The organism is Streptomyces sp. NPDC007983 (assembly GCF_042958345.1).
GTDB lineage: Bacteria > Actinomycetota > Actinomycetes > Streptomycetales > Streptomycetaceae > Streptomyces.
Map to the genome: position 1 here is coordinate 1 of NZ_JBIBJI010000017.1, position 23,766 is coordinate 23,766.

Sequence of the window (23,766 nt, forward strand, 5' to 3'; positions counted from 1 at the left end):
CACTCCGCGAAGACCTCGGTAATCACCGAACCCCCGAAGCCGCCACCCTGCGAACCCCACGACTCCAGCACCCGAACCACTCCCCCACACATAGAAAAAGAATTCAGACGAACGAAAGACCTTCTGCGTACGAATATCGCGCACCGGAAAGGGGAATCAGCCGAGCAGGCCGATTCCCTCCCGAACCTGCAGTCGCCCACCGCTCAGATACATTCCGCCGACCTGTCCCGTACGGGAATCCCGCACGAAGCAGTACAGGTCCTTGGACTCGTCACTGCCGTGTCCGCCTTCGGCGGCGCCGCTCCTCAACCGGAATTCCAGGCCCTGATGGAGTTCCAGTCGGGCCGGCCGCAGCCCGACCCGGTCCATCAGCAATTCCCCGTCGGCGGACCGGCGGACGGTGAGGATGTCCGCGCCGGACCGGTATTCTCCGGACACCTCGGCGGCGGCAGCGTCCAGGGCCTCACCGGAAAGTGGCCGGCCAAGGTCGGGGGCGTGGTTGCGGCCGATGTCGAACCCCTTCGCGGCGAGCGCCTCGAAGAAGGCGTTTCCCATCTGACGGCCGGAGGTGGCGTTCGCCATCAGAGCCACCGCGATCCGCCGCTCGGGGTCGAAACGCAGCGAGCAGCTCGCCCCTCCGGTGTTGCCGTCGTGGCCCAGCCAGCGCCGGCCCGTGCCGTCGTTGTGGACGGCGAGTCCCAGGCCCCAGCCAGCGGCCAGCCCGAAGGCCGCCGAACGTGGCACCGGGTCACGGAGCTCCGCGAGCAGCTCGGGCTCCAGTACGGGGGTGCCGCCCGGGGTGAGGTGAGCCGCGGCGTAACACAGCAGTCCGGTGGCGCTGGACATCAGCGCCCCGGCGGGAACGAGCGCCTTGGACAGGCCGGGCTCGTCGACGACCTGCACCGAACCGGTCGGCAGGTGCACCGCGTGCTGGCCTGCCACCGGGCCGGGGGCAGTGCCGCCGAGGTGGCCGGGCTCGACTCCCAGCGGGGTCAGCACGAAATCACGGACCGCCTCCCACCAGGTCACCCCGGTCACGGATTCGACGATCCGGCCGGCCAGCACATAGCCGAGGTTCGCGTACGAGAAGTGGCGGCCGGGCTCGCACAGGGCGACCGCGTCGGCCGACGCGGCGACACAGTCGCGCAGTGACAGGTCGTTGTCCACCGGCGGCATGTCCGGCAGACCGGCCGTGTGGCTCAGCAGCCCGCGCGGTGTCGCGGAGTGCAGCGGACTGCCGGGGGCTCCGGCCAGTTCGGGCAGCAGCGGCCCGACCGGGGCGTCCAGTTCCAGCTCGCCGTCACTGACGAGCTGGGCCAGGAGCAGTGCGGTCGCGGACTTCGTCACCGAGCCCCATGGAAAGACCGTGTCGGCCGTCACCGGCCGGCCCGATCCGGAGGTCTCTTCTCCGTACGTGAAGGACGAGATCTCGCCGCGCTCGTAGACGGCGAATTGCACACCGGGTACGAGGTATTCGCGGGCGGTCGTCTCGAGCAGGCCGGCCACTTCTCCGTGCGCGGGCAGCCCCATGGGAAAGTCAGCGGATTTCGTCATCAAGTCCACCCAGGTCAAGGAATAAATGCCAGGCTAGCGAGGCCCCCGCACAGGAACCAAAGAGCTAAAGGCAGGAGTTAAACGGGCAGGCGTATAGGTTCCTGCCGCACAGTGGACCGAACGGAATCGGCCATGGTGTAGCTGGCTCCACCTTCATTACGGGATTCAGGGGGTTCGCCGCACATCATCTCGTCCCATAGTCTGATGCGGCTGACAACGGGAGGGCGAGAAAAATGACACCGGTTTGGCGCCGGTCCGCGACGACCACGGACCAGGTATCGGCAGCCGCGATGCGGCTGGAGTCGGTGAGCAAGACATACGGCGAGGGAGCGAACGCGGTCACCGCGCTGAACGACGTCTCGTTCGAGGTGCCGCACGGATCGTTCACCGCGGTCATGGGACCATCCGGCTCGGGGAAGAGCACGTTCCTCCACTGTCTGGCGGGGCTCGACCGGCCGACTGCAGGCCATGTCTACCTCGGGGAAACCGAGTTAGGCGGTCTCAAGGAGTCCGCGCTCACCGCGGTCCGCCGGGAGCGGATCGGCTACGTGTTTCAGGCCTACAACCTGATGTCGGCTCTGACGGTGCGGCAGAACGTGACGCTGGTGCCGCGGCTGTCCAACGCATCGGTGGATGAGGCGTGGCTGACGGAGATCCTGAACCGGGTGGGGATGAGCGAGTACGCCGACCGGCGCCCCAACCAGCTCTCCGGCGGCCAGCAGCAGCGCGTGGCCATCGCTCGCGCGCTGCTGACCCGGCCCGACGCGGTGCTCGCGGACGAGCCGACCGGCGCCCTGGACACCCGGAGCAGCGAGGAAGTCCTGCGGCTGTTCCGGCAGATCGTCGACGAGACAGGTCAGACCGTACTGATGGTCACGCACGATCCGGTGGCGGCGTCCTACGCCGACACGGCGGTTTTCCTGGCGGACGGCCGGCTGGCGGGTCAGCTGCTCCGGCCGACCCCGGACCAGGTGGCCGACCGTATGACGCACCTGGGCAAGCGGTAAGGCGGCCGGATATGTTCGACATCGCGTGGAGTACCGTCAAGAACCGCAAGGGTGGGTTCATCGCGGCGTTCATCGCCGTATTCTGCGGATCCGCCGTCGTGACCGCCTGCGGCGTCCTTCTCATGTCCGGCCTGCTGTCCGGGGTTTCACCGGAGCGCTACGCGGGCGCCTCGGTGATGGTCGGCGGCGATCAGACCAAGGAGATCACGCAGAACTTCGACCTGCATTACCCGGAGCGGGTAAGCCTGCCCGCCGCCCTGACCGCCAAGGTCGGCAAGGTGTCCGGCGTACGCGCGGTCGTCGGCGACCGCACGGTGGGGATGGGTATCGCCGACCCGCGGGGCCGCGCGCTGGACCTCGGCCATCCGCTGTACGGCCACGGCTGGGCCTCGGCGGCGCTCGGCCCCTTCTCCCTCGCCGAGGGACGCGAGCCGAGAAGCGGGAAGGAGGTGGTGCTGGACTCGGCGCTGGCGAGGAAGGCCGGGGCCAAGGTCGGCAGCACCGTACCGCTGTCCGTCGGCACCACTCCCTCGTCGTACCGGGTCGTCGGCTTGGCCGCGCCGCCCAAGGCCGGCCTGGAGCGCCAGTCGGCGGTGTTCCTCACCGACGCACGGGCGGCGGAACTGTCGCGGCGCCCGGACCGGCTCACGGCGATCGGCGTGCTCGCCGAACCGGGCACGGACGCCGACGCGCTGGCCGACCGGATCGAGAAGGCGCTCGCGGACTCGCCCGAAGACGTGGCCGTGTACACCGGCACACAGGTCGGCGACCTGGAGTTCCTGGACATGGGGCAGTCGCGCGGCTTCCTCATCGCGCTCTCCGCCTCCTTCGGTGGCACCGCACTCGCCGTGGTGATCTTCGTGGTCTCCTCCACCCTGGGCCTGGCCGTGCACCAGCGCCGCCGTGAACTGGCCATGCTCCGTGCCATCGCGGCCTCGCCCCGCGAGATCCACTCGCTGATCGGCAGCGAGATTCTGATGGTCGCCTCGGTCGGTGCGTTGCTCGGCGCGGCGCCCGGCTTCCTGATCGCGGGCGCCCTGCGCGACGCGTTCGCCGCAGTGGGGGTGCTGCCGGGCGACTTCGAGATCTCCTACAACCCGGCTCCGGCGGGCGCGTCCGTGGTGCTGTGTGTGCTGGGTGCCCGGCTGGCCGGTTTCATCGCGGCCTACCGGACCGCCAGGATTCAGCCGGTCGAGGCGCTGCGCGAGTCGCAGACCGAGCCGCCTCGGCTGGGCCGGGTGCGGCTGAACGTCGGCCGGGGGCTGATCGTGCTCGGCCTCGCCGCGGCGATCGTGCTGCCGCTCATGATCCCGGGGCAGATGGCCATCGCGGGCGCCGCCGGCTCACTGCTCATCCTGATGTTCGGCTGCGCGCTGATCGGCCCCCAGCTCGTGAGGATCACCACCGGGCTGATGGCACCGCTGCTGCGCCGGTTCCGGGTCAGCGGCTATCTGGCAGCCGCCAACACGGGGGCCAACGCGCATCGGCTCAGCAGTGCCGTCGTCCCGCTGGCGCTCGGTGCCGCCATGGCCCTGATGCAGCTTTCCACCCTCTCCACGGTCGAGGCGACCGCCAAGCAGCAGGCCGCAACGGGCGTGCTCGCGGACTACGTGCTGACGAGCGAAGCCACTGGGCTCTCGCCCGACCTGGCCGAAACCGTGCGCTCCGTGCCCGGCGTCGGCACCGCCACCCCCGTGGCCCGTTCCCAGGTGATGCTCAACTACCTGGAGGTGGACAAGATGACGGCCCGTCTCTTCAGCGCCCAGGGCCTGGACCCGCGGGGCCTCGACCGTACTCTCGACCTGGATGTGCAAGAGGGCAGTCTGAATGCGCTGTCGGGCGACACCGTGGCGCTCAGCTGGATGGCCGCGGACACCGCGGGACTCGGCGTGGGCGACGCCGCCGAGGTGAATCTCGGCGACGGTGTCGAGAAGAAGCTCAAGGTAGTGGCCGTCTACGGCAACGGGCTCGGCTTCGGCGACGTCACGCTCCCGCACGGCGCGCTGACGGCGCACACCACCGACCAGCTCTCGACTGCTCTGCTCGTGAAGGCGTCGTCCGCCGGCGACCGTGACCGGGTGGGGAAGGCCCTGACCGGGCTCGCCCAGCGCACTCCGGCACTGAAGGTGCAGCGGCCGGACGAATTCACGGCGGCTCAGCAGGGCCAGTTCGCCCAGCAATCGTGGACGAACCTGATCGCGAACTCGCTGCTCCTGCTCTATGTGCTGATCGCCGTGGTCAACACCCTGGTGATGGCGACCGCGGCGCGCAGCCGCGAGTTCGCGATGCTCCGCCTCATCGGCACCAGTCGGCGCCAGACCCTGCGGATGATGTTCCTGGAGTCCTGGGTCGTGGTGGTCACCGCGATCGCCGTCGGTGTCTTCATCGCCGTCCCGCCCACGGTCGGCAGCAGTCTGGCCATGACCCGACAGGCCGTTCCGCACGTGGACCCGCTGGTCTGGGCCGGGGTCGCCGGCTTCATCGCCCTGCTCGGCTGGGCCTCCATCGCCCTGTCCACGCGCTCGGCCCTGCGCACCCGGCCGATCGACGCGGTGTACACGGGTGAATAGCCGGCCGCGGTCGGCCGCGGCCGCAGTCGGCCGCGGTTACGGGTACCTGCTGGCGGGGGGTGTCACCGGAATCGCCGCCCTCCTCGCGGGGGCGGGCTGGTTACTGGTGTGGGTCACCTCGGTACCAGGCCCCGGGCGCCGGGCGTGGCGACCGCTGTGCCGGTGGACCGCCTCGCTCGGCAGGTACGAACGGCGGCGCGCCGGAATCCTCCTCAGCCGGTCCATTGCCGGGGCCTTCACGCCGGTCGTCCCGGTCCCCGGCGCGAAGCGGGAGGGCCGGCGCGGCTTGCTGAGGTGCAATGCCGCCGACCGCGGGTTCCGCCGCACCCTGGGGTGGCTGCCGGCGCACGGCCTGCTCGGCCCCGTTGCCCTGATGCTGGCCCTGGGGCAGCCGGTGAGTGCGGTGGTATCCGTCGTCCAGGCGGTGCGCTGGTGGGGCTCCGACTCCCCCGTCCCCTATCCCTCGTCGTTCTTCTTCACCGTCGACTCCACCCTGCTGGCCGCGACGGCGACGGCGCTGACGCTCGGCTTGACCGCGGTGGTGGTGGCCGCCGTACCGGCGCTGGCCAGGGCGCAGGCGCGGCTGGCCGGGCTGCTGCTGGCGCTGCCTGCCGTACGGCGGCTCGCCGAGCGGGTCCAGGAACTCACCGCGAGCCGAGCAGCGGCGCTCGAGGCGCACGGCACCGAATTGCGGCGCATCGAGCGGGACCTGCATGACGGCGCGCAGGCGCGGATGGCGGCGGTGGCGATGCAGCTCGGCATCGCCGAGCGGGCCGTGGGCAGCGATCCCGCGCGGGTCCTGGCGCTGATCCGGCAGGCGCGGGACACGGCGACCGACTCGCTCGCCGAGTTGCGGGAAACCGTACGCACCATCTATCCGCCGGTCCTGGACGACTGCGGCTTGGAGGGCGCCGTCTCCGCGTTGGCGGCGCGCTGCCCCATCCCCTGCACCGTGCGTGCCGAGGATGTCCGGCGGGCACCGGCGGCGGTGGAGGCGGCCGCCTACTTCATGATCGCCGAGTCCCTGGCCAACGCCGCCAAGCACAGCGCGGCCGAACGTGTACACGTGTCCCTGCGGACGACGGGCCGCACTTTGCTGATGGAGATCACCGACGACGGGCGGGGAGGTGCGGACATGAACGCCGGATCGGGCCTGACGGGCATGCGGCGACGCGCGGAGGCGTTCGACGGGCGGGTGCTGTTCTCCAGCCCGGTGGGCGGTCCGACCCGGATCAGGGCGGAGCTGCCGTGCGCGTGGTGATCGCGGAGGACGACGCGCTGCTGCGTCAGGGCCTCGTGCTCCTGCTGGAGACCGAGGGCTTCGACGTGGTGGCCGCGGTCGGCGACGCGGAGGAATTCCTGGCGGTCGTCGCCGAGGACCGCCCGGATGTCGCGGTGCTGGACGTCCGGATGCCGCCCGGCTTCCGGCACGAGGGGCTGCGCGCGGCGGTGGCGGCCCGGCGGCGCCATCCCGGCCTGCCGGTCCTGGTGCTGTCCTCGCATGTCGAGGACAGCTACGCCTCGGAGCTGCTGGCGGACAGAGGTGGCGCGGTGGGGTATCTCCTCAAGGACCGCGTCGGCAATGTCGCGGAGTTCCTGGAGGCACTTCGGCGAGTCGCGCGGGGCGGTACGGCGATGGACCCCGAGGTGGTCGCCCAGCTGATGGTGCGTCGCCGGACCGACGACCCGCTGAACGCCCTTACCGGCCGCGAGCGGGAGGTGCTGGCGCTGATGGCCGAGGGACACGACAATGCCGCCATCGCCCGGCTGTGCGCGATCACCGGACAGGCGGTCAGCAAGCACATCGGGAGCATCTTCACCAAACTCGACCTGACGCCGGCCGCCACCGGGCACCGGCGCGTCCTGGCGGTCCTGGCGCATCTGCGCGGCTGACCCGCTCCGCCCGCCCCGGCGCCTTGCGCACCTGTCCCCGGGGGGACGAAGACGGCAGGGTGGGTGCCCCGGGCGGGTCCGGGGCACCCACCCTGCCGCTGTGGGGGGTTGTGGGCCGAAGAGGTCAGGCGGCTGCCTCTTCCATGGCCCGGATGAGGCTGGCGGGCCGCATATCGGTCCAGTTCTTCTCCACGTAATCGAGGCAGGCCTGGCGGGTGTCCTCGCCGAACACGACGGTCCAGCCATCCGGAACCTCGGCGAAGACAGGCCACAGCGAATGCTGGTTCTCGTCGTTCACCAGAACGTAGAAGGTGCCGTTGTCGTCATCGAACGGATTGTCCATGAGTCTTCCCTTCGGTCGCGCCGATCGTGGTCCGTCCGATCCGGGCGCCGCAACAGTTTCAGTCAGGGCCTAAATCCATGGTCCGAGCGTGACCCGCCCCCTACGTTGCCGGACGGGAGCACCGTTCCGCGGCAGAGGAGACCATAAACGTGCCAGTCAGCACGATCAACGGAATCAGCCTCGGCTATGAGGTCACCGGCCACGGTGAGCCGGTGGTGATGGTCATGGGCACCGGCGCGAGCGGCCGTGCTTGGCATCTGCACCAGGTGCCGGCACTCGTGGCGGCCGGCTACCAGGTCATCACCTTCAACAACCGGGGGATCCCGCCCACCGACGCCTGCGCGGACGGTTTCACCATCGACGACCTGGTCGCGGACACGGTGGGCCTGGTCGAGCATCTGGGCCTGGGCCCCTGCCGGTTCGTCGGCACGTCGCTCGGCGCTCACATCACCCAGGAACTCTGCCTCGCCCGCCCCGACCTCGTGACGGCGGCGGCGCTGCTCGCCACCAGGGGCCGCAAGGACGTGCTGCGGCGGTTCCGTGACCGGGCCGAACGGGAGCTGCACGACAGCGGGATCAGCCTTCCGGCGCGATACGCCGCGACGATCAGGGCGATGGAGTTCCTCTCCCCGGCGACGCTCAACGAGGACAAGGAGATCCAGGACTGGCTGGACGTATTCGAGGTGTCCCCGGCCACCGCGGCGCCGGGTTATCGAGCTCAGCTCGGTGTAGAGATGGCACCGGACCGGCTGACCGCGTACCGGAGTATCCGGACGCGCTGTCTGGTCATCGGATTCGCGGACGACTTGATTCTCCCCCCGCATTTGAGCCGGGAAGTCGCGGAAGCCATCCCGAACGCTCGCTTTGTGGAGATCGAGAACGCCGGGCATTATGGCTACATGGAACGCCCGGACCACGTGAACGCCGAACTGCTGCGTTTCTTCGGGCAGAACTGAAGGCGAACACACATGATTGCCAGAACAGCTCCTGAGGCTCGCGAACTCGGCCTCCACCACCTGCGTGTATGGCGGCTGAGCGCCGACCGGCCTCTCCTGTCCGTGAAGGGGTTGACCTCATCGGAGGCGCTCTCCCTCTACGATCCGAATCGGCCAATTCCCGACGGATATCGAAAGCTTCTGGCCAAATTGGGATACCCCTCGGTAACGCCGGCCGGCGAGCGACTGCGTGAGCTTGTGGCCACACGCGGGTGGAATTCCCATGGCGCGATCGTGGACGCGGTGAGCGTCGCGACGCTGCGCCACGCGGCGGGAGTCGGCCTCCACCAGGCCCCTCCCGAGGGGGACGGCCAGGACCTGCTGCTCACCCGCGCCACGGGAGGGGAGCGGATCGTCCCTGCCTTCACCAGCAAGTCCCGGCCGATTCCCGCCGGGGACCTCATCTATGGCCTGACCAGGGAGGACCAGGCCGTCGAGCCTCTCGCCTGGCTGGGCAAACGGGACTGCGACGCAGCTTCCCACCAGCTCACGGCGGACAGTCGCGAGGCCCTGCTCGTGGTCCTGGGCTGTCCCGGCGAGGGCGCGGAACACAGTGAGGAGATCGGCGCCACGGTCGCCGAGGTTCTCACCGCGGCCCGATTCGAGCTGACTATGGCACCTGTTCCACTCGACGCCCTCTAAGCGGATTCATTGACCCCGCTTGACGCATGGGGGGTTCAGCCCTTCACGACCTCAACAGGTTGGGCCTGTAAGGTCTTGGCGCCGTCCGGCGCTGCTCGCACATCTCTCGAACAATAATTCAGGAGGAATAACCGCCGTGATCAACTCCATTTCCGCGTCCAGCCGATTCGGCGAGCAGACCGGCACCGCTCCGATGCGTTCCACCGGCCGCTCCCTGGTGATCGAGGACCTCGACGCCGCCGGCGACACGGGCTCCGCCCTGCTCTCCATCTGCGTCGTCGCCGCCCCGGTCGGCACCGCCGTAGTGGCCGCTCCCATACGGTTCGAGTAGCGAAACAGGACGGGACGGGGGACCCATGACGATGCGGGACACTGCGAATACGGCATCAGCCGACGAGGACGACGGGACCCGGCTCGGGTTCAAGGGCCATCTGCGCGCCACGCTCGTTCCCGGCGAAGCCGCCTACCTCGTCTCGCACCGCGGGGTTACGGCTCTGCACGGGCCGCCCGCGGACGTGCTGGTCCCGCTTCTGGACGGCAGCCGCGGCCCAGCCGCCGTCATACGTGAGGCGGCCCCGGCGCTGACCCCGGCGGAAGTCCGTGAATCACTGCGGGCCCTCGACGCCTCCGGGCTGCTCCGGCTGCGGTCTTCCGACCCGGCCGGAGAGCCCGGCGGCGCCCGCCCCGACCCGGCGGCCGAGGCCTACTGGGACCTGGCCGGGCTCGACGGGAGCAAGGTCCCGGGCGCGCTGGCGCACCGGACCATGCGCGTGGACGCCCCGGTCGGGGTCGACTTGGACGCGGCCCGCGCCGCCTGCCATGCCTCGGGGCTCGTCCTCGCGGCACCGGGCCAGGACCCCGACCTGACCCTCGTCCTGTGCGAGGACTACCTCTCCCCGCGGCTGGCGGAGATCGACGCCGAGCACCGCGCCGCCGGGCGGCCGTGGCTGCTGGCGGGGCTCGGCTCCACCGCCGCCTGGGTCGGCCCTGTCTTCCAGCCCGAGGACGGTCCGTGCTGGCACTGTCTGGCGACGCGCCTGCGGGGGCACCGGCACTCGGAAGAACCTCTGCGGCGGGCCCTCGGCCTGTCCGGCCCGCCATCCCGCCCGCAGGCCACCCTCCCGGCAGGGCGCTCGCTGACCTTGCAACTGGCCGTGCTCGAAGCCGCCAAGTGGCTGGCGGGCCTGCGCAACGACGCCCAGAACGCCGTGCATGTGCTGGACACCCTGCAACTGGGCGCCACCGCGCACCAGGTCGCGCGACTGCCACAGTGCCGGGCCTGTGGGGACCCCGGCCTGGTCGCGACGCGGGCCGGGCAGCCGTTCGTACCACGCTCGCGCCCCAAGGCCGCACTCGGTCTCAACGGCCACCGGGCACTCACCCCGGCCGAGATGCTGCGCCGGTACGCACCGCTGATCGACCCCGTCACCGGGATCGTCCGGGAGATACGGCGAGCGCCGGGCAGCCCCGACTTCGTCGACGCCTTCGTGGCGGGCGAGAACCTCGCCATGCGCAGCCCCACCCTGACGGGGCTGCGCGCCGGCCTGCGGTCACTCAGCGGCGGCAAGGGCCTGGGCGAGGAGGAGGCCCGGACCAGCGCGCTGGGCGAGGCGGTGGAGCGCTACAGCGGCACTCGCCAGGGCGACGAGCCCGTCGTACGCGACACCTACCGCGCTCTGGGCAAGGACGCGCTGCATCCGAACGCGATGCAGCTCTACGCCGAGCGTCAGTTCGCGGAGCGGGAGCGCATCAACCGGCGAGGCGACCGGTTGCAGCACGTCCCGCCGCCCTTCGACGAGAACACGCCCACCGACTGGACCCCGGTGTGGTCGCTCACCGAAGGCGTCCAGCGGCTGGTGCCCACGGCCCTGCTGTATTTCAGCGAAGAGCCCTCACCCGACGGCCTCTTCGCCGATTCGAACGGCAACGCGGCGGGCTCCAGCCCCGAGGACGCCCTGATCCAGGGCTTTCTGGAGCTGGTCGAGCGGGATGCGGTGGCCCTGTGGTGGTACAACCGGACCCGGCGGCCCGCCATCGACCTCGACGCGTTCGAGCAGCCGTACGTAGTCCGGTTACTCGAAGGCTACCGGTCGGTCCGCCGTCAGGTGTGGGCCCTGGATCTCACGTCCGACTTCGGCATCCCGGTGATAGCGGCGCTGTCCCGGCGTACCGACAAGCCGGCCGAGGACATCGTGTTCGGCTTCGGCGCGCACTTCGACCCGCGCCTCGCGCTGCGCCGCGCACTGACCGAAATGGGCCAGCTGTTGCCTCTGGTCGGCGCGGCGACCACGGAGGGGACCGGCTACCGGGTCGACGACCCCGAGCCGATGAACTGGTGGCTGCGCGCCACGACCGCCAACCAGCCCTACCTCCGGCCCGGCCGTGCACGGCCGCGCCGCCCCTCCGACTGGACGTACGCCCCGACCACTGATCTGCGGGACGACGTCGAGCTGATCATCGAAGCCGTCCGGGCACGCGGGATGGAGCTGCTGGTCCTCGATCAGACCCGGCCGGACCTCGAACTCCCGGTGGTGAAGGTGCTGGTACCGGGGATGAGGCACTTCTGGGCCCGGTTCGCGCCCGGTCGCCTCTTCGATGTACCGGTGACGCTGGGGCACCTGCGGGGTCCGACGCCGTACGAACGTCTGAATCCCATACCACTTTTCGTCTAGCCCTTATAATCTCCATTAAACGCACTCAAGACGTACAACGAGACCGAGAAGGCTACCTACACAGACGACCATGCCACGTGATGACGAGAACGACTCGCGCCACGCAACGGCCATACCGGACAGCCCAGTAGACGGGTCGTCCGATATACCGGACCTGCCGGCACCCCGGCTGGCCCGGATCATTCTCACGGTGGCTCTGATCAGCTACCTGGGTGTCACGGTCATCAACCTGATCGGCACCGACTTGCCCACCACGTCATTGCTGGCCTCGATCGGCTGTCTGCTCGTCATATTCACTCTGCAGCTGCGGCATTCGGGCACCGGCGCGCGCCGTGCCCCCACCTGGCAGCGAAGCATGACACTCGGGGCCCAGGCACTGCTGACGTATCTGCCGATCGTGGTATACCACTCGCAATGGGGCGCCATGGCGGGCTTTCTGGCCGGCTCACTGCTCCTGCTGCTGCCGAAGCGGTGGGCCTGGCCGGCCTTCGGCCTGGTCGGACTCAGCATGCTGATTCCGCCGACCGTGGAGGGGCTGTCCATCCAGGAGACCATCTACCTGGCGCAGTCGACCCTCCTGACCGGCCTGGTGGTCTACGGTCTCTCCCGTCTGGCAGCGCTCGTCCAGGCCCTGCACGACACCCGCAGCACGCTCGCCAGCCTGGCGGTGGCCAAGGAGCGGCTGCGCTTCGCGCGGGACCTCCACGACCTGCTGGGGTACAGCCTCTCGGCCATCACGCTGAAGGGCGAGCTGATTCACCGGCTGATACCCGCGAACCCGCGGCGTGCCATGGAGGAGGTCAGCGAGGTGCTGACCATATCTCGCCAGTCGCTGGCCGATGTGCGCCTGGTCTCCAGCGGCCTGCGCAGCATGTCCCTCGAACAGGAGATGCGCTCGGCCCAGTCCCTGCTGGAGGCCGCTGATGTCCGGGTACACGTGGAGATCCGGCTCGGCACACTCGACCAGCATGTCGACTCCGTGCTGGCCGCCGTACTGCGCGAGGCCGTGACCAATCTCCTGCGGCATTCGCGCGCCAGCACATGCACCATGACCGCAACCCAGTACGACGACCGGGTGCGGCTGTCGGTGTCCAACGACGGTGCGGACCCCTCGTACCGCGACCCGTCACCCCACAGCGGCAGCGGTCTGGGCAATCTGCGAGCACGACTGCTGTCCACCTCCGGCGTCCTCACGATCGCCTACCGGCCCGGTGACACTTTCGAACTGGTCGCGGATGCCCCGGCGCGGCCGCTACGCAGACTCGCCGACCCTGACGACGCCGGCTTCGGCGCCCAGGACCCTGCTGGGAGGACCCTTCATCATGACGATCCGCATCCTGCTGGCCGAAGACATGAACATGGTGCGCGGCGCCCTGGTCGCCCTGCTGAACCTGGAGGACGACCTGGAGGTCGTGTGCGAGGTCGAGCGCGGTGACCAGATCATCGACGCAGCCGTCCGTCATGTGCCGGATGTCGCCATCATCGACATCGACCTCCCCGGTCTCGACGGGCTGACCGCCGCCGAGCGGCTGCGCAAGCAGCTCCCGGAGTGCCACACACTGATCCTCACCAGCCTCGGACGGCCCGGTGCGTTGCGCAAGGCGCTCGCCGCACACGTTTCCGGCTTCCTGGTCAAGGACGCCCCGCCGGAGGAACTGGCCGCCGCTGTACGGAACGTGGCCGCGGGGCAGCGGGTGTTCGACTCCCAACTCGCCCTCTCCGCGTGGAACAGTGCCGACAATCCGCTGACCACCCGTGAGACCGAAGTACTGCGGCTGGCGGCAGACGGCCTGGAGCCCGTCGAAATAGCCAGACATCTCCAACTCTCCCTGGGCACCGTGCGCAATTACCTCACCACTACGGTAACCAAGCTCAACGCCCGGAACCGGGTGGACGCCATCAAGATCGCGCGCGCGGCCGACTGGTTACTGTAACGGGCACAAACTGCCTGTGGACTATGAGTATGGCTCCGGCCTTCGGGCGCCGGTACGGCCTGCTTCATGTCTTTCGCATGAAAGTTTCACGCACCGAACCTCTTGTTGAGGTAGGCGAGGACCGCCAGGACCCGACGGTGGCCGCTGTCGCTCGGCGGCAGGCCGAGCTTGAGGAACACATTGCCGATGTGCTTGCTCACCGCACGCTCCGTGATCACCAGTTGTCCGGCGATCGTGAGATTGTCCCGGCCCTCCGCCATCAGCTGCAGTACCTCGCGCTCACGTGGCGTCAGTGAGTCGATCGGATCGTCCTTGCGCCTCGCCAGGAGTTCCGCCACCACCTCCGGGTCCAGGGCCGTGCCGCCCGAGTGGACCCGGTCCAGGGCGTCGAGGAACTCGTCGACCCGCCCGACCCGGTCCTTGAGCAGATAGCCCACGCCACTCGCGCCGTCACCCAGCAGTTCGGTGGCGTAGGTCTCCTCGACATACTGCGACAGCACGAGCACGGGGAGCCCGGGAATCTCCGCCCGCGCCGCGAGCGCCGCCCGCAGCCCTTCGTCCCGGAAGCCGGGCGGCATCCGGACATCCAGCACCGCGACGTCCGGGCGGTGGGCCAGGAGGGCGGGCAGCACCTCGGGACCACTGGCCGCGACGGCCACCACCTCGTGCCCCGCCGAGGTGAGGAGCAGTACGAGCCCCTCTCGCAGCAGGGCGTTGTCCTCGGCGATCACCACACGCACGGCAGCTCCACTTCGATCGTCGTCGGGCCCCCGACAGGACTCGACACCCGCACGACGCCGTCGAGCGCCGCGATGCGCCGCCGCATGCCGAGCAGCCCGCTGCCGCCGGTCTCGTCGGCGCCACCACAGCCCTCGTCGCGCACCGAGATGCTCAACGACCCAGGGGCGCGGACGAGTTCCACCCGGGCGTGGGAGGATCCGGAGTGCTTGGCGGCGTTGGTCAGCGCCTCGGCGACCGAGAAGTACGCCGCGGCCTCGACCGCGGCAGGTGCGCGCGAGCCGTCGTGCACACCCTGGTCGGTCACCTCGACCTCCAGACCGCTGCCGGCGGCAAGCGCGCGTACCGCACCGACCAGCCCACGATCGGTCAGGATCGGCGGGTGAATGCCTCGCACCACATGCCGTAATTCGGTAAGGGCCCCCTCGACCTGGTCCTGTGCATCGTCGAGGAGCCTGCGGGCAGCATCGGGATTGTTGTCGTACGCCTTTCTGGCCAGCCCGACCCTCATGGACAGAGCCACCAGGCGGGCCTGCGTACCGTCGTGCAAGTCGCGCTCGATCCGCCGCAGTTCGGCACCGTGGGCCGCCACCGCGCCCGCCCGGGTGAGGGTCAGCTCCTCGACGCGCTCGGCGAGTTCGGCCGTGCGCGAGGCGTCCGAGGGCTCCAGCAGGGAGCGGGACCAGGCGGCGTCCAGGTCGGCGAGCCGGCCCACGAGCGGCAGCACCACGGCCCGGTGTCCCAGCACCCAGCACCACACGCCGTCCACGAGAAGGCTGAAGATCCAGAGGATGAGCGAGGCGTAGGCCAGCAGCCAGCCATAAAGGAAATGGGCGGCCAGCCACCGCAGATCACGATAGGTGGCGGGGTCCTTGACAGCCGTCCGGAGGCGTACGGAGAGCACGCCGGTGATCGGCACGTACGCCGCCGGCACCTCCTCCCCCGTCCAGTTCTCGACCTCGCGCCGCTTCGCTCCGGCCAGCCGGCGCAGCAGCAGGACGGTCTCGGGAAGGACACCCGCGCCGATCACCAGCACGGTGGCGACGGCGGTGAACATCAGCACGGGCAGAAACAGGAACGAGGCCAGGGCCAGACCGGCCGATCTCAGCAGATGCCTCGTCGCCCGCCATTCGAGCCACAGCCTCTTTCTCATGCCCATCAGGTTAGGCGACCGAATTGGCCCGCGAAGGTGTGCGCGCTACCGGGACCGTGGTGTAGCGGGCTACACCACGGTCCGGGTAGAGCGCCCCCTCGATCCGCGTCCCGTGAGCGGGCATCGTGGTGTTCACACGGGGCACCGGCCCCACCGCTCGATGGAAGGAACGGCCATGAAGGCCCTGCTCTGGATCCTGCTCGTGGCGGCTGTCGCCGCAAACGTCTCCACCAGCTTCGCCTTCGACGGCGGCAAGCAGGTCGCGATCAGCGTCAGCACCGGTACCGTCGCGATCGCCTCGGCCATCGTCCTCTTCCTGTTGCGCGACAAGCGTGCCAAGGGCGTTTGACCCGACCGGCCGGACGATCCGGAGCGCAGGGGCTCACGAGTCCCTGGCCACCGGCTCCAGCACCGCCACACACTCCACGTGGTGGGTGACCGGAAAGCTTTGGCGATGACGGTCATGCGGTTGGGGCTGACGCTGACGCGGGATCTGCGGAAGATCTGACAGGACTTCAGCCGTGCCATGACGCGCTTGACCGGGTCGCTTGCCTGGGCGAGTGCCCGGTTGGCCCGGCAGCGCCGGCGAGATCCGCAGCAGGTCTCCGTCCGGGTCGGTGACGGACCGGACGTCCACGCCCTGTCGGCGGTGCTTGGCCGAGTAGTCGGCGCGGGGTGTCCGGGCGCTCGGCGACTGGGCCCGACAGCCGCGGACGCTCAGTGGAAGCGGCGCGCCCTGCGGCTAGTCGGCAGCGCGGACGGCAGGGTGGGTGTCCTCGGTGGCCGCCCAGGCGGACAGCAGGCGCAATCCGTCGTGGGCCGCGGTGCCCGGCTCGGCGCTGTACGCGGTGAGGGTCAGCCCGGGTTGTGCGGGCAGGGCCATGGCATCGAAGTCGAGGACGATATCGCCGACCTCGGGGTGGTGGAACGCTTTGCGCCCGGTGTGGTGCAGACGCACGTTGTGCTTGGCCCAGGCGATGCGGAACTCGTCGCTGCGGGTGACCAGCTCCCCGATCAGCCGGGTGAGCTCCGCATCGTGCGGGGCGCGTCCTGCCTCGGTGCGCAGCAGCGAGACGGTGGTGTTGAGCGAGGCCTCCCAGTCGGGGAAGAACCCGCGGCCGGTGGGGGCGAGGAACTGGAAGCGGGCGATGTTGACCGGGCGCGGGGTGCCGGAGGTGAAGAGCGGCGCGTAGAGGGCGCGCCCGAGCCGGTTGATGGCCAGGATGTCCAGGCGCCCGTTGCGGACGAAGGCCGGGCTGTCGGTCATGGAGTCCAGGACGCGCTGGATGCTGGCGGGGAGGGGCCCGCGCGGCTTCTTGCTGCGGCGGGCAGGGCGCGTGCGCTGGGCTGCGGCCAGGTCGTAGAGGTGGGCGCGTTCGGCCTCGTCGAACTGAAGGGCGTTCGCGACGGCGTCGAGGACCTCCTCGGAGGCCCCGGCGAGGTGGCCGCGCTCCAGGCGTACGTAGTAGTCGATGCTGACACCGGCCAGTAGGGCGACCTCCTCGCGGCGCAGGCCCGGGACACGCCGGTTGCCGCCGAAGGCGGGCAGGCCCGCCTGCTGGGGAGTGATCTTCGCGCGGCGGGTGGCGAGGAACTCGCGGATGTCGTGGGCGGTGTCCATACAGCCAGGCTAAGCACGCTTCGCCCGGCCTGGGGGGCCCTCTCAGTACCTGTAACGACAGTGCCTTCCGCACGCGTGTGCCCTGCGGTTTCCTCGACATCGAAGGCAGCCGGTGGACGCCCCGGACCAGACCACGGAGCGCGCTGCGGCTGCCGGGCAGGCCCTCCCCCACAGAGTGGAACTGCCGATTACGTGTTCGCGTCATTGCAAGGAGTCACCGTATGGCGAAGCAGTCCGCCCCTCAGGAGCTGGCACAGATCGCGCCGAAGCTCGTCGAGATCACCGACAACGTGCTCTTCGGCGACGTGTGGGAGCGCCCCGGGCTCTCCCCCCGCGATCGCAGCCTGGTCACGGTGAGCGTGCTGGCCGCCCTGTACCGCAGCGAGCAGCTCCCCTACCACTTGGGCAAGGCCCTGGAGAACGGGCTGAGCGTCGAGGAGCTCTCCGAGGCCATCACCCACCTGGCGTTCTACGCCGGATGGCCCAACGCCATGACCGCGATCACGCTGCTGAAGAAGATCGCCGACGAGCAGTCCGCCTGACCGGCCCCTCCGCCTCACCCCCGCACCGTCCCCCTTCACATCCAGGAAGAGCTGCCATGGAACACATCACCTCCACCCCCACCGCCAAGGCCCCGTCCGAGCGCTTCACCGGCGCCGTCTATCTCAACCCGATCGAGGCGCCCTCCGATCCAGCCCGCCTGGTCGCCGCCCTGGTCCGCTTCACCCCCGGTGCCCGCACCAACTGGCACTCCCATGTCAAGGGCCAGACCCTCTACATCACCGACGGCGTCGGCCTGGTCGGTACCCGCGACGGCGATGTCGCGCTGGCCACAGCCGGTGAGACGGTCAAATGCCCGGCCGGTGAGGAGCACTGGCACGGCGCCACCGACACCACGCTCATGGCCCACATCGCCATGCTCGTCGGCGACGAGAGCGGCGACGGCACCACCTGGCTGGAGCCGGTGACCGACGAGCAGTACGCTGCGGCGCTGAAGTCCGCCGGCCGCTGACCATCCCTTCGAACGCTGTCGGCGGGGGCCGGGCAGCCCCCGTATCCAGCTTGTGAATGGTTTCCTGATGCGCGGAGCAATCCTTCACGCCCCCGGCGATGTGCGTTTCGAGGAGCGCGCCGAGCCGAAGATCATCGATGCGACCGATGCGGTCATCCGTACCGTCGCCACCTGTGTATGCGGCTCGGACTTGTGGGACTACCGCGGCATCAACCCGGTTGAGCAGCCCACGCCCTGTCGGGCCGGGTGAAGTCCCGGCCGCTTACGCGAAAAGGAAGTCTCAGCAGTGAATCCGCAATACCACTTCGAGGGCCAGGTCGCCCTGGTCACCGGGGCGGCCTCCGGTATGGGCCTGGCCACAGCCCATGCCTTCGCCCAGGCCGGCGCCGCCGTCGTCCTCGCCGACATCAACCTGAGCGCCGTCGAGAAGGCCGCCAAGGACTTGACCGAAGCCGGTCACCAGGCCCTCGGTGTCGCCTGCGACGTCACCGAAGAAGACCAGGCAGCGGCGATGGTCGAGCGTGCGGTGAGCGCCTTCGGCCGCCTGGACATGGCCTTCAACAACGCCGGCATCCAGGCCCCGCCGTGCGACGCCGCCGAGGAGAGCGCCGAGGAGTTCGACCGCGTCAACGCCGTCAACCTCCGCGGCGTGTGGGCCGCCCAGAAGCACGAGCTGCGTCAGATGCGCACCCAGGGCTCCGGAGCGATCGTCAACTGCTCCTCCCTGGGCGGACTGGTCGGTCTGCCCGAGCGTGCCGCGTACCACGCGTCCAAGCACGGTGTGATCGGCCTGACGAAGAGCGCCGCTGTCGAGTACGCCGCCCGGGGCGTCCGCATCAACGCCGTGTGCCCCGGCGTCATCGACACCCCGATGGTCGCCGACATGCTCGAAGGCCAGGCCGATGCCATGGCCGAGATCATGAAGCAGCAGCCCATCGGACGGCTCGGCACAGCTGAAGAAGTCGCCGCTGCCGCACTCTGGCTGTGCAGCGACGCCGCCAGCTTCGTCGTCGGCGTCGCGCTGCCCGTCGACGGCGGGTACACGAGCCACTGAACCAGCCGCTCGCGGCTCTCACCACCTACGTGGACCAGCGCTGAACAGGAGGAGATCGAGGATGCACACACGTACGTTGGGCCAGGGACTGCAGGTATCGGCCATCGGCCTGGGCTGCATGGGCATGTCCCAGGGCTACGGCCCCAACCCGGGCAGCCGCACGGACATGATCGGCGTGCTGCAAGCAGCCGTCGACCGCGGCGTCACGTTCTTCGACACCGCGGAGGTCTACGGCCCCTACGTCAACGAGGAGTTGGTGGGCGAAGCTCTCGCGCCGGTGCGGGACCAGGTCGTGCTGGCGACGAAGTTCGGCTGGCGCATCGAGAACGGGAAGTCGACCGGCCTCGACAGCCGCCCCGAGCAGATCCGGCGTGTCGCCGACGCCTCGCTGCGCCGGTTGCGCACGGAGACCATCGACCTCTTCTACCAGCACCGAGTGGATCCCGCCGTGCCGATCGAAGAAGTCGCCGGCGCCGTCGGTGAGCTGGTGCAGGCGGGCAAGGTGCGGCACTTCGGTCTGTCCGAGGCGGCGGCGTCCACGATCCGCCGGGCCCACGCGGTCCACCCGGTGACGGCCGTGCAGAGCGAATACTCACTGTGGACCCGCGACCCCGAGCCCGAGGTCCTGCCGACACTGACCGAACTCGGCATCGGCTTCGTGCCGTTCAGCCCGCTCGGCAAGGGATTCCTCACCGGCACCGTCGACGCCGCCACCCCCTTCTCCGACGGCGACATCCGCACCACGATCCCCCGCTTCAGCGAGACCAACCGCGCCGCCAACCAGGCACTGGTCGACCACGTCGCCGCCCTGGCACAGGCAAAGAACGCCAGCCCAGGACAGGTGGCCCTGGCCTGGCTGCTCGCCCAGCACCCCTCGATCGTGCCGATCCCCGGCACCCGCCGTATCGAGCGGGTCGAGGAGAACACCGCCGCCACACACGTTGCCCTCTCCGCCGACGAGCGGGCGGACCTGGACGCGACAGCAAGCCGCCTCGGTGTACACGGTGACCGCTACAACGAGACCCACATGGGCCTGGTCGGCAAGTGAACCGGCCACCGCCGCCGCCCCGAACTGCTACAGGCGCAGGCCGAGGCGGACGGCGGTAACCGGGCGCGCCCCCCATCTGATTCTGGAGTTTCCACCTCATGTCGTTGCCGGCTCCCTACGCACCGTCCGGCAGTGTTGCTGCCGGGCACCGGGGACATCCCGGTTCGGCCCTGGCGGCAGCACTGCTGGGCTTCTTCGTGATCACCCTGGACGCCCTGGTCGTCAACGTCGCCCTGCCCGCCATCCGGACCGACCTGGGCGGCGGGATAACCGGCCTGCAATGGGTCGTGGACGGCTACACCCTGATCTTCGCCGCCCTGTTGCTGTCGGCCGGGTCCCTGTCGGACCGTATCGGCGCGCGCCGCGCCTTCGGCCTGGGCCTGATCGTGTTCGTCGCCGCGTCCGCCGCGTGCGGGCTGGCCCCCAACCTGCCTTCGCTGATCGGAGCGCGCCTGGTGCAGGGGGCCGGGGCGGCGGCGATGATGCCCACCAGCCTGGCGCTGATCCGCGAGGCGTACACCGATCCGGTCAAACGGGGCCGGGCGGTGGCGCTGTGGGCCGTGGGCGGCGCGGTCGCCTCGGCCTCCGGGCCGGTCGCCGGCGGTGCGGCCAGCCTGATCACCTGGCGGATGATCTTCTTCATCAACCTGCCCGTCGGTGTCGTCGCACTGGTGCTGCTGGCCTTCGCCGCCCGCTCGCCAAGCCGTCGGGTGCCCTTCGACGTCACCGGGCAGACCAGCGCGGTCCTCGCGATGGGTGCGCTGACGTTCGCCGCGATCGAAGCGGGCTCCGCGGGCTTCACAGCACCCCGGGTCTGGGCCGCAGCCCTGCTCACCGTCGGGGCGGCCGTGCTGTTCGTCCGCGCCCAGGCCCGCGGCCGGCATCCGATGGTGCCGCTGGAGCTGCTGCGCCAACGGACCGTGGTGATCTCCTGCGGTGCCGGGTTCGCGTTCATGGCCGCCTTCTACGGCATGGTGTTCGTCTTCAGCATCTACCTCCAGCAGCAGCGCGGACTGTCCGCGCTCGCCACCGGGCTCGCATTCGTGCCGATGACTGTGCTGTCCGCGTTCATCAACCCGCTCTCCGCCCGCGCCGCCGAACGCTACGGGCCCCGGGTACCGATCACGTGCGGCATGTTCCTGATGACAGGCGGCCTGCTCCTGCTGGCCCTGGTCCCGGCCGGGACGCCGACGTGGGCCCTGGCGCTGCTGATGCTCCCGGTCGGTATGGGCGGCCCCCTGGCCATGCCCCCGACCACCGCCCTGCTCGTCGACAGCGTCCCCACACAGCAGACCGGCACCGCCGGCGGCGTCTTCAACACCAGCCGTCAGCTCGGCGGCGCCATGGCCGTCGCCGTGTTCGGCGCGCTCATCGCCGACCAGTCGCATTTCCTGCCCGGCCTGCGCATCAGCCTCGTCCTCGCCGCTTTGGCCACCCTTGCGGCCGGCGCCGCCAGCCTCCACCTCCGCCCCACAGCGGCGGATCCACGAGACGGGGCAGCAATGACCATCCCGCCGCCTGCCTCACCCCTCCCGGAAGCACGATGCGAGAAGGAGACACTGCGATGACGCACTGGACCAGTGACCAGCTCAACACCGTTGATCACACCGGCGAACTGCACATCCAACCGCAGCGCGCTGATGGCCGGCTGCGCACGCCGACCACCATCTGGGTGGTCCGCGACGGCGACGACCTCTACGTCCGCTCCTACAACGGCCCCGACGGCGCGTGGTTCCGCGCCGCGAAGGCCAGCGGCACCGGGCACATCCGCTGCGGCAGCATCGACCAGGACGTCACCTTCACCCCGGCCACCGACCCGGCGCTCAACGACCGTATCGACAGCGCCTACCGGGCCAAGTACGCCGCCGCCAGCGCCTACGTCCCCCCGATGACCGCCGACGGTGCCCGCGCCTCCACCCTCAAACTCACCCCCCGCTGACGCACCCCGCCCACTTCCCGGCAAACCGCTCCGTGCCCTCGGTGAAGACGTGCACATCGTGCGCGCCCCACAGGGTGCGGAACGCGTCGCTGTGGGTGGACAGTTCACCGATCAGGTTGGACAGCTCGCGGTCGTGGGGGTTCTTGGCGACCTCGACCCGCAACGCCCCCACCGCGTCGCGGGTCACACGTTCCCACTCGGGGTAGAGGCGGGTGACCCGCGGGTCGAGGAAGGCGAACCGGCAGGTGTTGGCCGGCTCCTGCTCCAACACCTCCCCGTACAGAGCACGGGCCAGAGGGTTGGCCGCCAGGAGGTCCATGCGGTTGTTGCGCACGTACGCCGACTGGTCGTGCAGGCCCTCGATGATGCGCAGCACACCGGGCCGGACAGCCGCCTTCTTCGGGAGGCGCCGCACCCAGGTCGGACCGCCGGCGCTCGCGCGGGCCAGGGCGTACAGGTGATCGCGCTCGGTGTCGTCCAGGCGCAGGGCCTTGGCCAGGGCGTCCAGGACGCTGTCGGAGACCCCGCCGAGGTTGCCGCGCTCCAGACGCGTGTAGTACTCGACGCTCGCCCCGGCCAGCATCGCGACCTCACCCCGGCGCAGCCCGAGCACCCGGCGCCGCCCGTACACCGGCAGCCCTGCCTGCTCAGGCGTGATCTTGTCGCGGCGGGACTTGAGGAATGCTCTGACGTCGGCCCGGTTGTCCATGAGGTCCAGCGTAGGAAGGCGAGGCGGTCGGCCGTACGAACGGAGCTTGTGGATCAGGCCGAGTGGGATCGAGTGACCGCGCTTCGGGAGCGGCGTGCCAGGAGCGCGGTCGCCGGTGGGCCGGTGTCAGCGTGCCTGGGCTTTGATTCGGTGGCTTCGTTGATCTCCAGGGACAGCGTTCGTTGAGGGTTTCGGAGGCGGTTCGCCACACCTGGTAGCGCGCATGGCCCCCTGTCTCCTGAGACAGGCCATGCGCCTGGCGAAGCGGAGCAACGATGGCCCAGGAAGCCACACCACCAACTCCCAGCAGCACTGCCCTGCCCGGAACAGATCCTGGGCCCGCCCCACGTCCCTCGGCGTACGGAGCTGCACCTCCAGATCACCCGTGCCGTGGTGACCCGGGTCCGACACGTTCCGGGTGAAGCCCGGAACGTTCTGCGCTCGAGGCGGTTCACACCGTCTCCGAGAGAACGAGCGTCATGACCAACAGTGAACGTTTTCAGCGTTGCCTCTCCAGGGTGAGGACGGCTTTGGCGATGACGGTCATGCGATTGAGGCTGATGCGGGATCTGCGGAAGATCTGCCAGCACTTCAGCCATGCCATGGTGCGCTCGACCGGATCGCTTGCCTGGGCGAGTGCCCGGCTGACGGTGCGCTGGGGCGGGGTGAGTTTCCCGCCGGGTGGCCGTTCGCGTCCGGTAGTGCCCCAGGGACCGGCGCCGTGGCGCCGTGTAGGCGCGGTCGGCGAGGACGGGGACCCTGGCGTTCTCAGATCCGATGATGCGGTGGGCGCGGGCTGCGGTCAGGTCGTGGGGCGGCCCCCGGCTACGCTGGCGAGATCCGCAGCCGTCACAGTCGCCGTCTCTGTGCCATTCGGAGTGA

Annotated in this window: 23 protein-coding genes and 4 pseudogenes; 18 read left to right on the forward strand and 9 right to left on the reverse strand. The window is 70.0% G+C overall.

The window, feature by feature from the left end; all coding sequences use genetic code 11:
- Positions 1-156: 156 nt before the first annotated feature.
- Positions 157-1,554, reverse strand: coding sequence for a serine hydrolase (locus ACFZCY_RS35495; protein ID WP_391182889.1), 1,398 nt, complete (start codon positions 1,552-1,554; stop codon positions 157-159).
- 233 nt (positions 1,555-1,787) lie between these two features.
- On the opposite strand from ACFZCY_RS35495, the gene ACFZCY_RS35500 reads away from it, so the two are divergent.
- The 4 genes from ACFZCY_RS35500 to ACFZCY_RS35515 are packed head-to-tail and all read left to right on the forward strand — an operon-like array spanning position 1,788 to position 7,024.
- Complete coding sequence (locus ACFZCY_RS35500; protein ID WP_391182892.1) at positions 1,788-2,561, forward strand: ATP-binding cassette domain-containing protein; 774 nt, start codon at positions 1,788-1,790, stop codon at positions 2,559-2,561.
- An 11-nt stretch (positions 2,562-2,572) separates the two neighbouring features.
- Entirely contained in the window at positions 2,573-5,131 is a 2,559-nt protein-coding gene (locus ACFZCY_RS35505) for an ABC transporter permease (RefSeq protein WP_391182895.1), read from the forward strand.
- Entirely contained in the window at positions 5,124-6,392 is a 1,269-nt protein-coding gene (locus ACFZCY_RS35510; protein WP_391182898.1) for a histidine kinase, read from the forward strand. Before ACFZCY_RS35505 ends, ACFZCY_RS35510 begins: the two co-directional genes overlap by 8 nt.
- A complete protein-coding gene (locus tag ACFZCY_RS35515; protein ID WP_391182900.1) occupies positions 6,380-7,024 on the forward strand; it encodes a response regulator in 645 nt (214 codons plus the stop codon). The genes ACFZCY_RS35510 and ACFZCY_RS35515 overlap by 13 nt, the downstream gene beginning before the upstream one ends.
- Positions 7,025-7,148: 124 nt before the next feature.
- On the opposite strand, the gene ACFZCY_RS35520 is transcribed toward ACFZCY_RS35515, so the two are convergent.
- A complete protein-coding gene (locus ACFZCY_RS35520; RefSeq protein WP_391182903.1) occupies positions 7,149-7,367 on the reverse strand; it encodes an MbtH family NRPS accessory protein in 219 nt (72 codons plus the stop codon).
- A gap of 149 nt (positions 7,368-7,516) precedes the next feature.
- Here ACFZCY_RS35520 and ACFZCY_RS35525 point away from each other — a divergent pair, with 149 nt between their 5' ends.
- The 6 genes from ACFZCY_RS35525 to ACFZCY_RS35550 all read left to right on the forward strand — a co-directional run bounded on the left by ACFZCY_RS35525 (position 7,517) and on the right by ACFZCY_RS35550 (position 13,610).
- Positions 7,517-8,323 (forward strand): alpha/beta fold hydrolase, encoded by an 807-nt coding sequence (locus tag ACFZCY_RS35525; RefSeq protein ID WP_391182906.1) that lies wholly within the window; start codon positions 7,517-7,519, stop codon positions 8,321-8,323.
- Positions 8,324-8,605: 282 nt separating this feature from the next.
- Positions 8,606-9,004, forward strand: coding sequence for a hypothetical protein (locus ACFZCY_RS35530; protein ID WP_391182909.1), 399 nt, complete (start codon positions 8,606-8,608; stop codon positions 9,002-9,004).
- Positions 9,005-9,140: 136 nt separating this feature from the next.
- On the forward strand, positions 9,141-9,335 hold the full coding sequence (locus ACFZCY_RS35535) for a hypothetical protein (RefSeq protein WP_391182912.1): 195 nt from the start codon (positions 9,141-9,143) through the stop codon (positions 9,333-9,335).
- A gap of 25 nt (positions 9,336-9,360) precedes the next feature.
- Positions 9,361-11,676, forward strand: coding sequence for a TOMM precursor leader peptide-binding protein (locus ACFZCY_RS35540; RefSeq protein WP_391182917.1), 2,316 nt, complete (start codon positions 9,361-9,363; stop codon positions 11,674-11,676).
- Positions 11,677-11,866: 190 nt separating this feature from the next.
- Positions 11,867-13,111 carry a histidine kinase gene (locus tag ACFZCY_RS35545; protein ID WP_391182921.1) on the forward strand — a complete coding sequence of 415 codons (1,245 nt, stop codon included), beginning with the start codon at positions 11,867-11,869 and terminating at the stop codon, positions 13,109-13,111.
- The gene (locus ACFZCY_RS35550) at positions 12,999-13,610 is read left to right on the forward strand and encodes a response regulator (RefSeq protein ID WP_391182924.1); all 612 of its coding nucleotides are present in this window, start codon (positions 12,999-13,001) and stop codon (positions 13,608-13,610) included. The genes ACFZCY_RS35545 and ACFZCY_RS35550 overlap by 113 nt, the downstream gene beginning before the upstream one ends.
- An 86-nt stretch (positions 13,611-13,696) precedes the next feature.
- Here ACFZCY_RS35550 and ACFZCY_RS35555 read toward each other — a convergent pair whose 3' ends face one another.
- Together ACFZCY_RS35555 and ACFZCY_RS35560 are read right to left on the reverse strand one after the other, a co-directional pair.
- On the reverse strand, positions 13,697-14,350 hold the full coding sequence (locus ACFZCY_RS35555) for a response regulator (RefSeq protein ID WP_391182927.1): 654 nt from the start codon (positions 14,348-14,350) through the stop codon (positions 13,697-13,699).
- The gene (locus tag ACFZCY_RS35560; protein ID WP_391182930.1) at positions 14,338-15,501 is read right to left on the reverse strand and encodes a sensor domain-containing protein; all 1,164 of its coding nucleotides are present in this window, start codon (positions 15,499-15,501) and stop codon (positions 14,338-14,340) included. The genes ACFZCY_RS35555 and ACFZCY_RS35560 overlap by 13 nt, the downstream gene beginning before the upstream one ends.
- 175 nt (positions 15,502-15,676) lie before the next feature.
- Here ACFZCY_RS35560 and ACFZCY_RS35565 point away from each other — a divergent pair, with 175 nt between their 5' ends.
- Positions 15,677-15,850: a hypothetical protein gene (locus ACFZCY_RS35565; RefSeq protein ID WP_391182933.1), complete on the forward strand. Its 174-nt coding sequence runs from the start codon at positions 15,677-15,679 to the stop codon at positions 15,848-15,850.
- 95 nt (positions 15,851-15,945) lie between these two features.
- On the opposite strand, the pseudogene ACFZCY_RS35570 reads toward ACFZCY_RS35565, so the two are convergent.
- Together ACFZCY_RS35570 and ACFZCY_RS35575 are read right to left on the reverse strand one after the other, a co-directional pair.
- Positions 15,946-16,210 (reverse strand): annotated as a pseudogene (locus ACFZCY_RS35570) (hypothetical protein); the annotation flags it as partial.
- Positions 16,211-16,243: 33 nt separating this feature from the next.
- Positions 16,244-17,122 (reverse strand): helix-turn-helix domain-containing protein, encoded by an 879-nt coding sequence (locus tag ACFZCY_RS35575; RefSeq protein ID WP_391182936.1) that lies wholly within the window; start codon positions 17,120-17,122, stop codon positions 16,244-16,246.
- Between the two features lie 221 nt (positions 17,123-17,343).
- Here ACFZCY_RS35575 and ACFZCY_RS35580 point away from each other — a divergent pair, with 221 nt between their 5' ends.
- The 7 genes and pseudogenes from ACFZCY_RS35580 to ACFZCY_RS35610 all read left to right on the forward strand — a co-directional run bounded on the left by ACFZCY_RS35580 (position 17,344) and on the right by ACFZCY_RS35610 (position 22,175).
- Positions 17,344-17,664, forward strand: a complete 321-nt coding sequence (locus ACFZCY_RS35580) for a carboxymuconolactone decarboxylase family protein (RefSeq protein ID WP_391182939.1) — start codon at positions 17,344-17,346, stop codon at positions 17,662-17,664.
- Between the two features lie 56 nt (positions 17,665-17,720).
- Complete coding sequence (locus ACFZCY_RS35585; protein ID WP_391182942.1) at positions 17,721-18,134, forward strand: cupin domain-containing protein; 414 nt, start codon at positions 17,721-17,723, stop codon at positions 18,132-18,134.
- Between the two features lie 67 nt (positions 18,135-18,201).
- A pseudogene (locus tag ACFZCY_RS35590) lies at positions 18,202-18,369 on the forward strand (IMP dehydrogenase); the annotation flags it as partial.
- A gap of 51 nt (positions 18,370-18,420) precedes the next feature.
- On the forward strand, positions 18,421-19,188 hold the full coding sequence (locus ACFZCY_RS35595) for a glucose 1-dehydrogenase (protein ID WP_391182945.1): 768 nt from the start codon (positions 18,421-18,423) through the stop codon (positions 19,186-19,188).
- 61 nt (positions 19,189-19,249) lie between these two features.
- Positions 19,250-20,236, forward strand: coding sequence for an aldo/keto reductase (locus tag ACFZCY_RS35600; RefSeq protein ID WP_391182947.1), 987 nt, complete (start codon positions 19,250-19,252; stop codon positions 20,234-20,236).
- A 98-nt stretch (positions 20,237-20,334) separates the two neighbouring features.
- Complete coding sequence (locus ACFZCY_RS35605) at positions 20,335-21,804, forward strand: MFS transporter (protein ID WP_391182950.1); 1,470 nt, start codon at positions 20,335-20,337, stop codon at positions 21,802-21,804.
- Complete coding sequence (locus tag ACFZCY_RS35610; protein WP_391182953.1) at positions 21,801-22,175, forward strand: DUF2255 family protein; 375 nt, start codon at positions 21,801-21,803, stop codon at positions 22,173-22,175. Before ACFZCY_RS35605 ends, ACFZCY_RS35610 begins: the two co-directional genes overlap by 4 nt.
- Here the strand turns inward: ACFZCY_RS35610 and ACFZCY_RS35615 are convergent.
- The 3 genes and pseudogenes from ACFZCY_RS35615 to ACFZCY_RS35625 all read right to left on the reverse strand — a co-directional run.
- Positions 22,162-22,884: a helix-turn-helix domain-containing protein gene (locus tag ACFZCY_RS35615; RefSeq protein ID WP_391182956.1), complete on the reverse strand. Its 723-nt coding sequence runs from the start codon at positions 22,882-22,884 to the stop codon at positions 22,162-22,164. The two genes, ACFZCY_RS35610 and ACFZCY_RS35615, sit on opposite strands and share 14 nt — an antisense overlap.
- A gap of 318 nt (positions 22,885-23,202) precedes the next feature.
- A pseudogene (locus ACFZCY_RS35620) lies at positions 23,203-23,319 on the reverse strand (transporter); the annotation flags it as partial.
- Between the two features lie 64 nt (positions 23,320-23,383).
- Positions 23,384-23,705, reverse strand: a pseudogene (locus ACFZCY_RS35625) (transposase family protein); the annotation flags it as partial.
- Positions 23,706-23,766 lie beyond the last annotated feature (61 nt).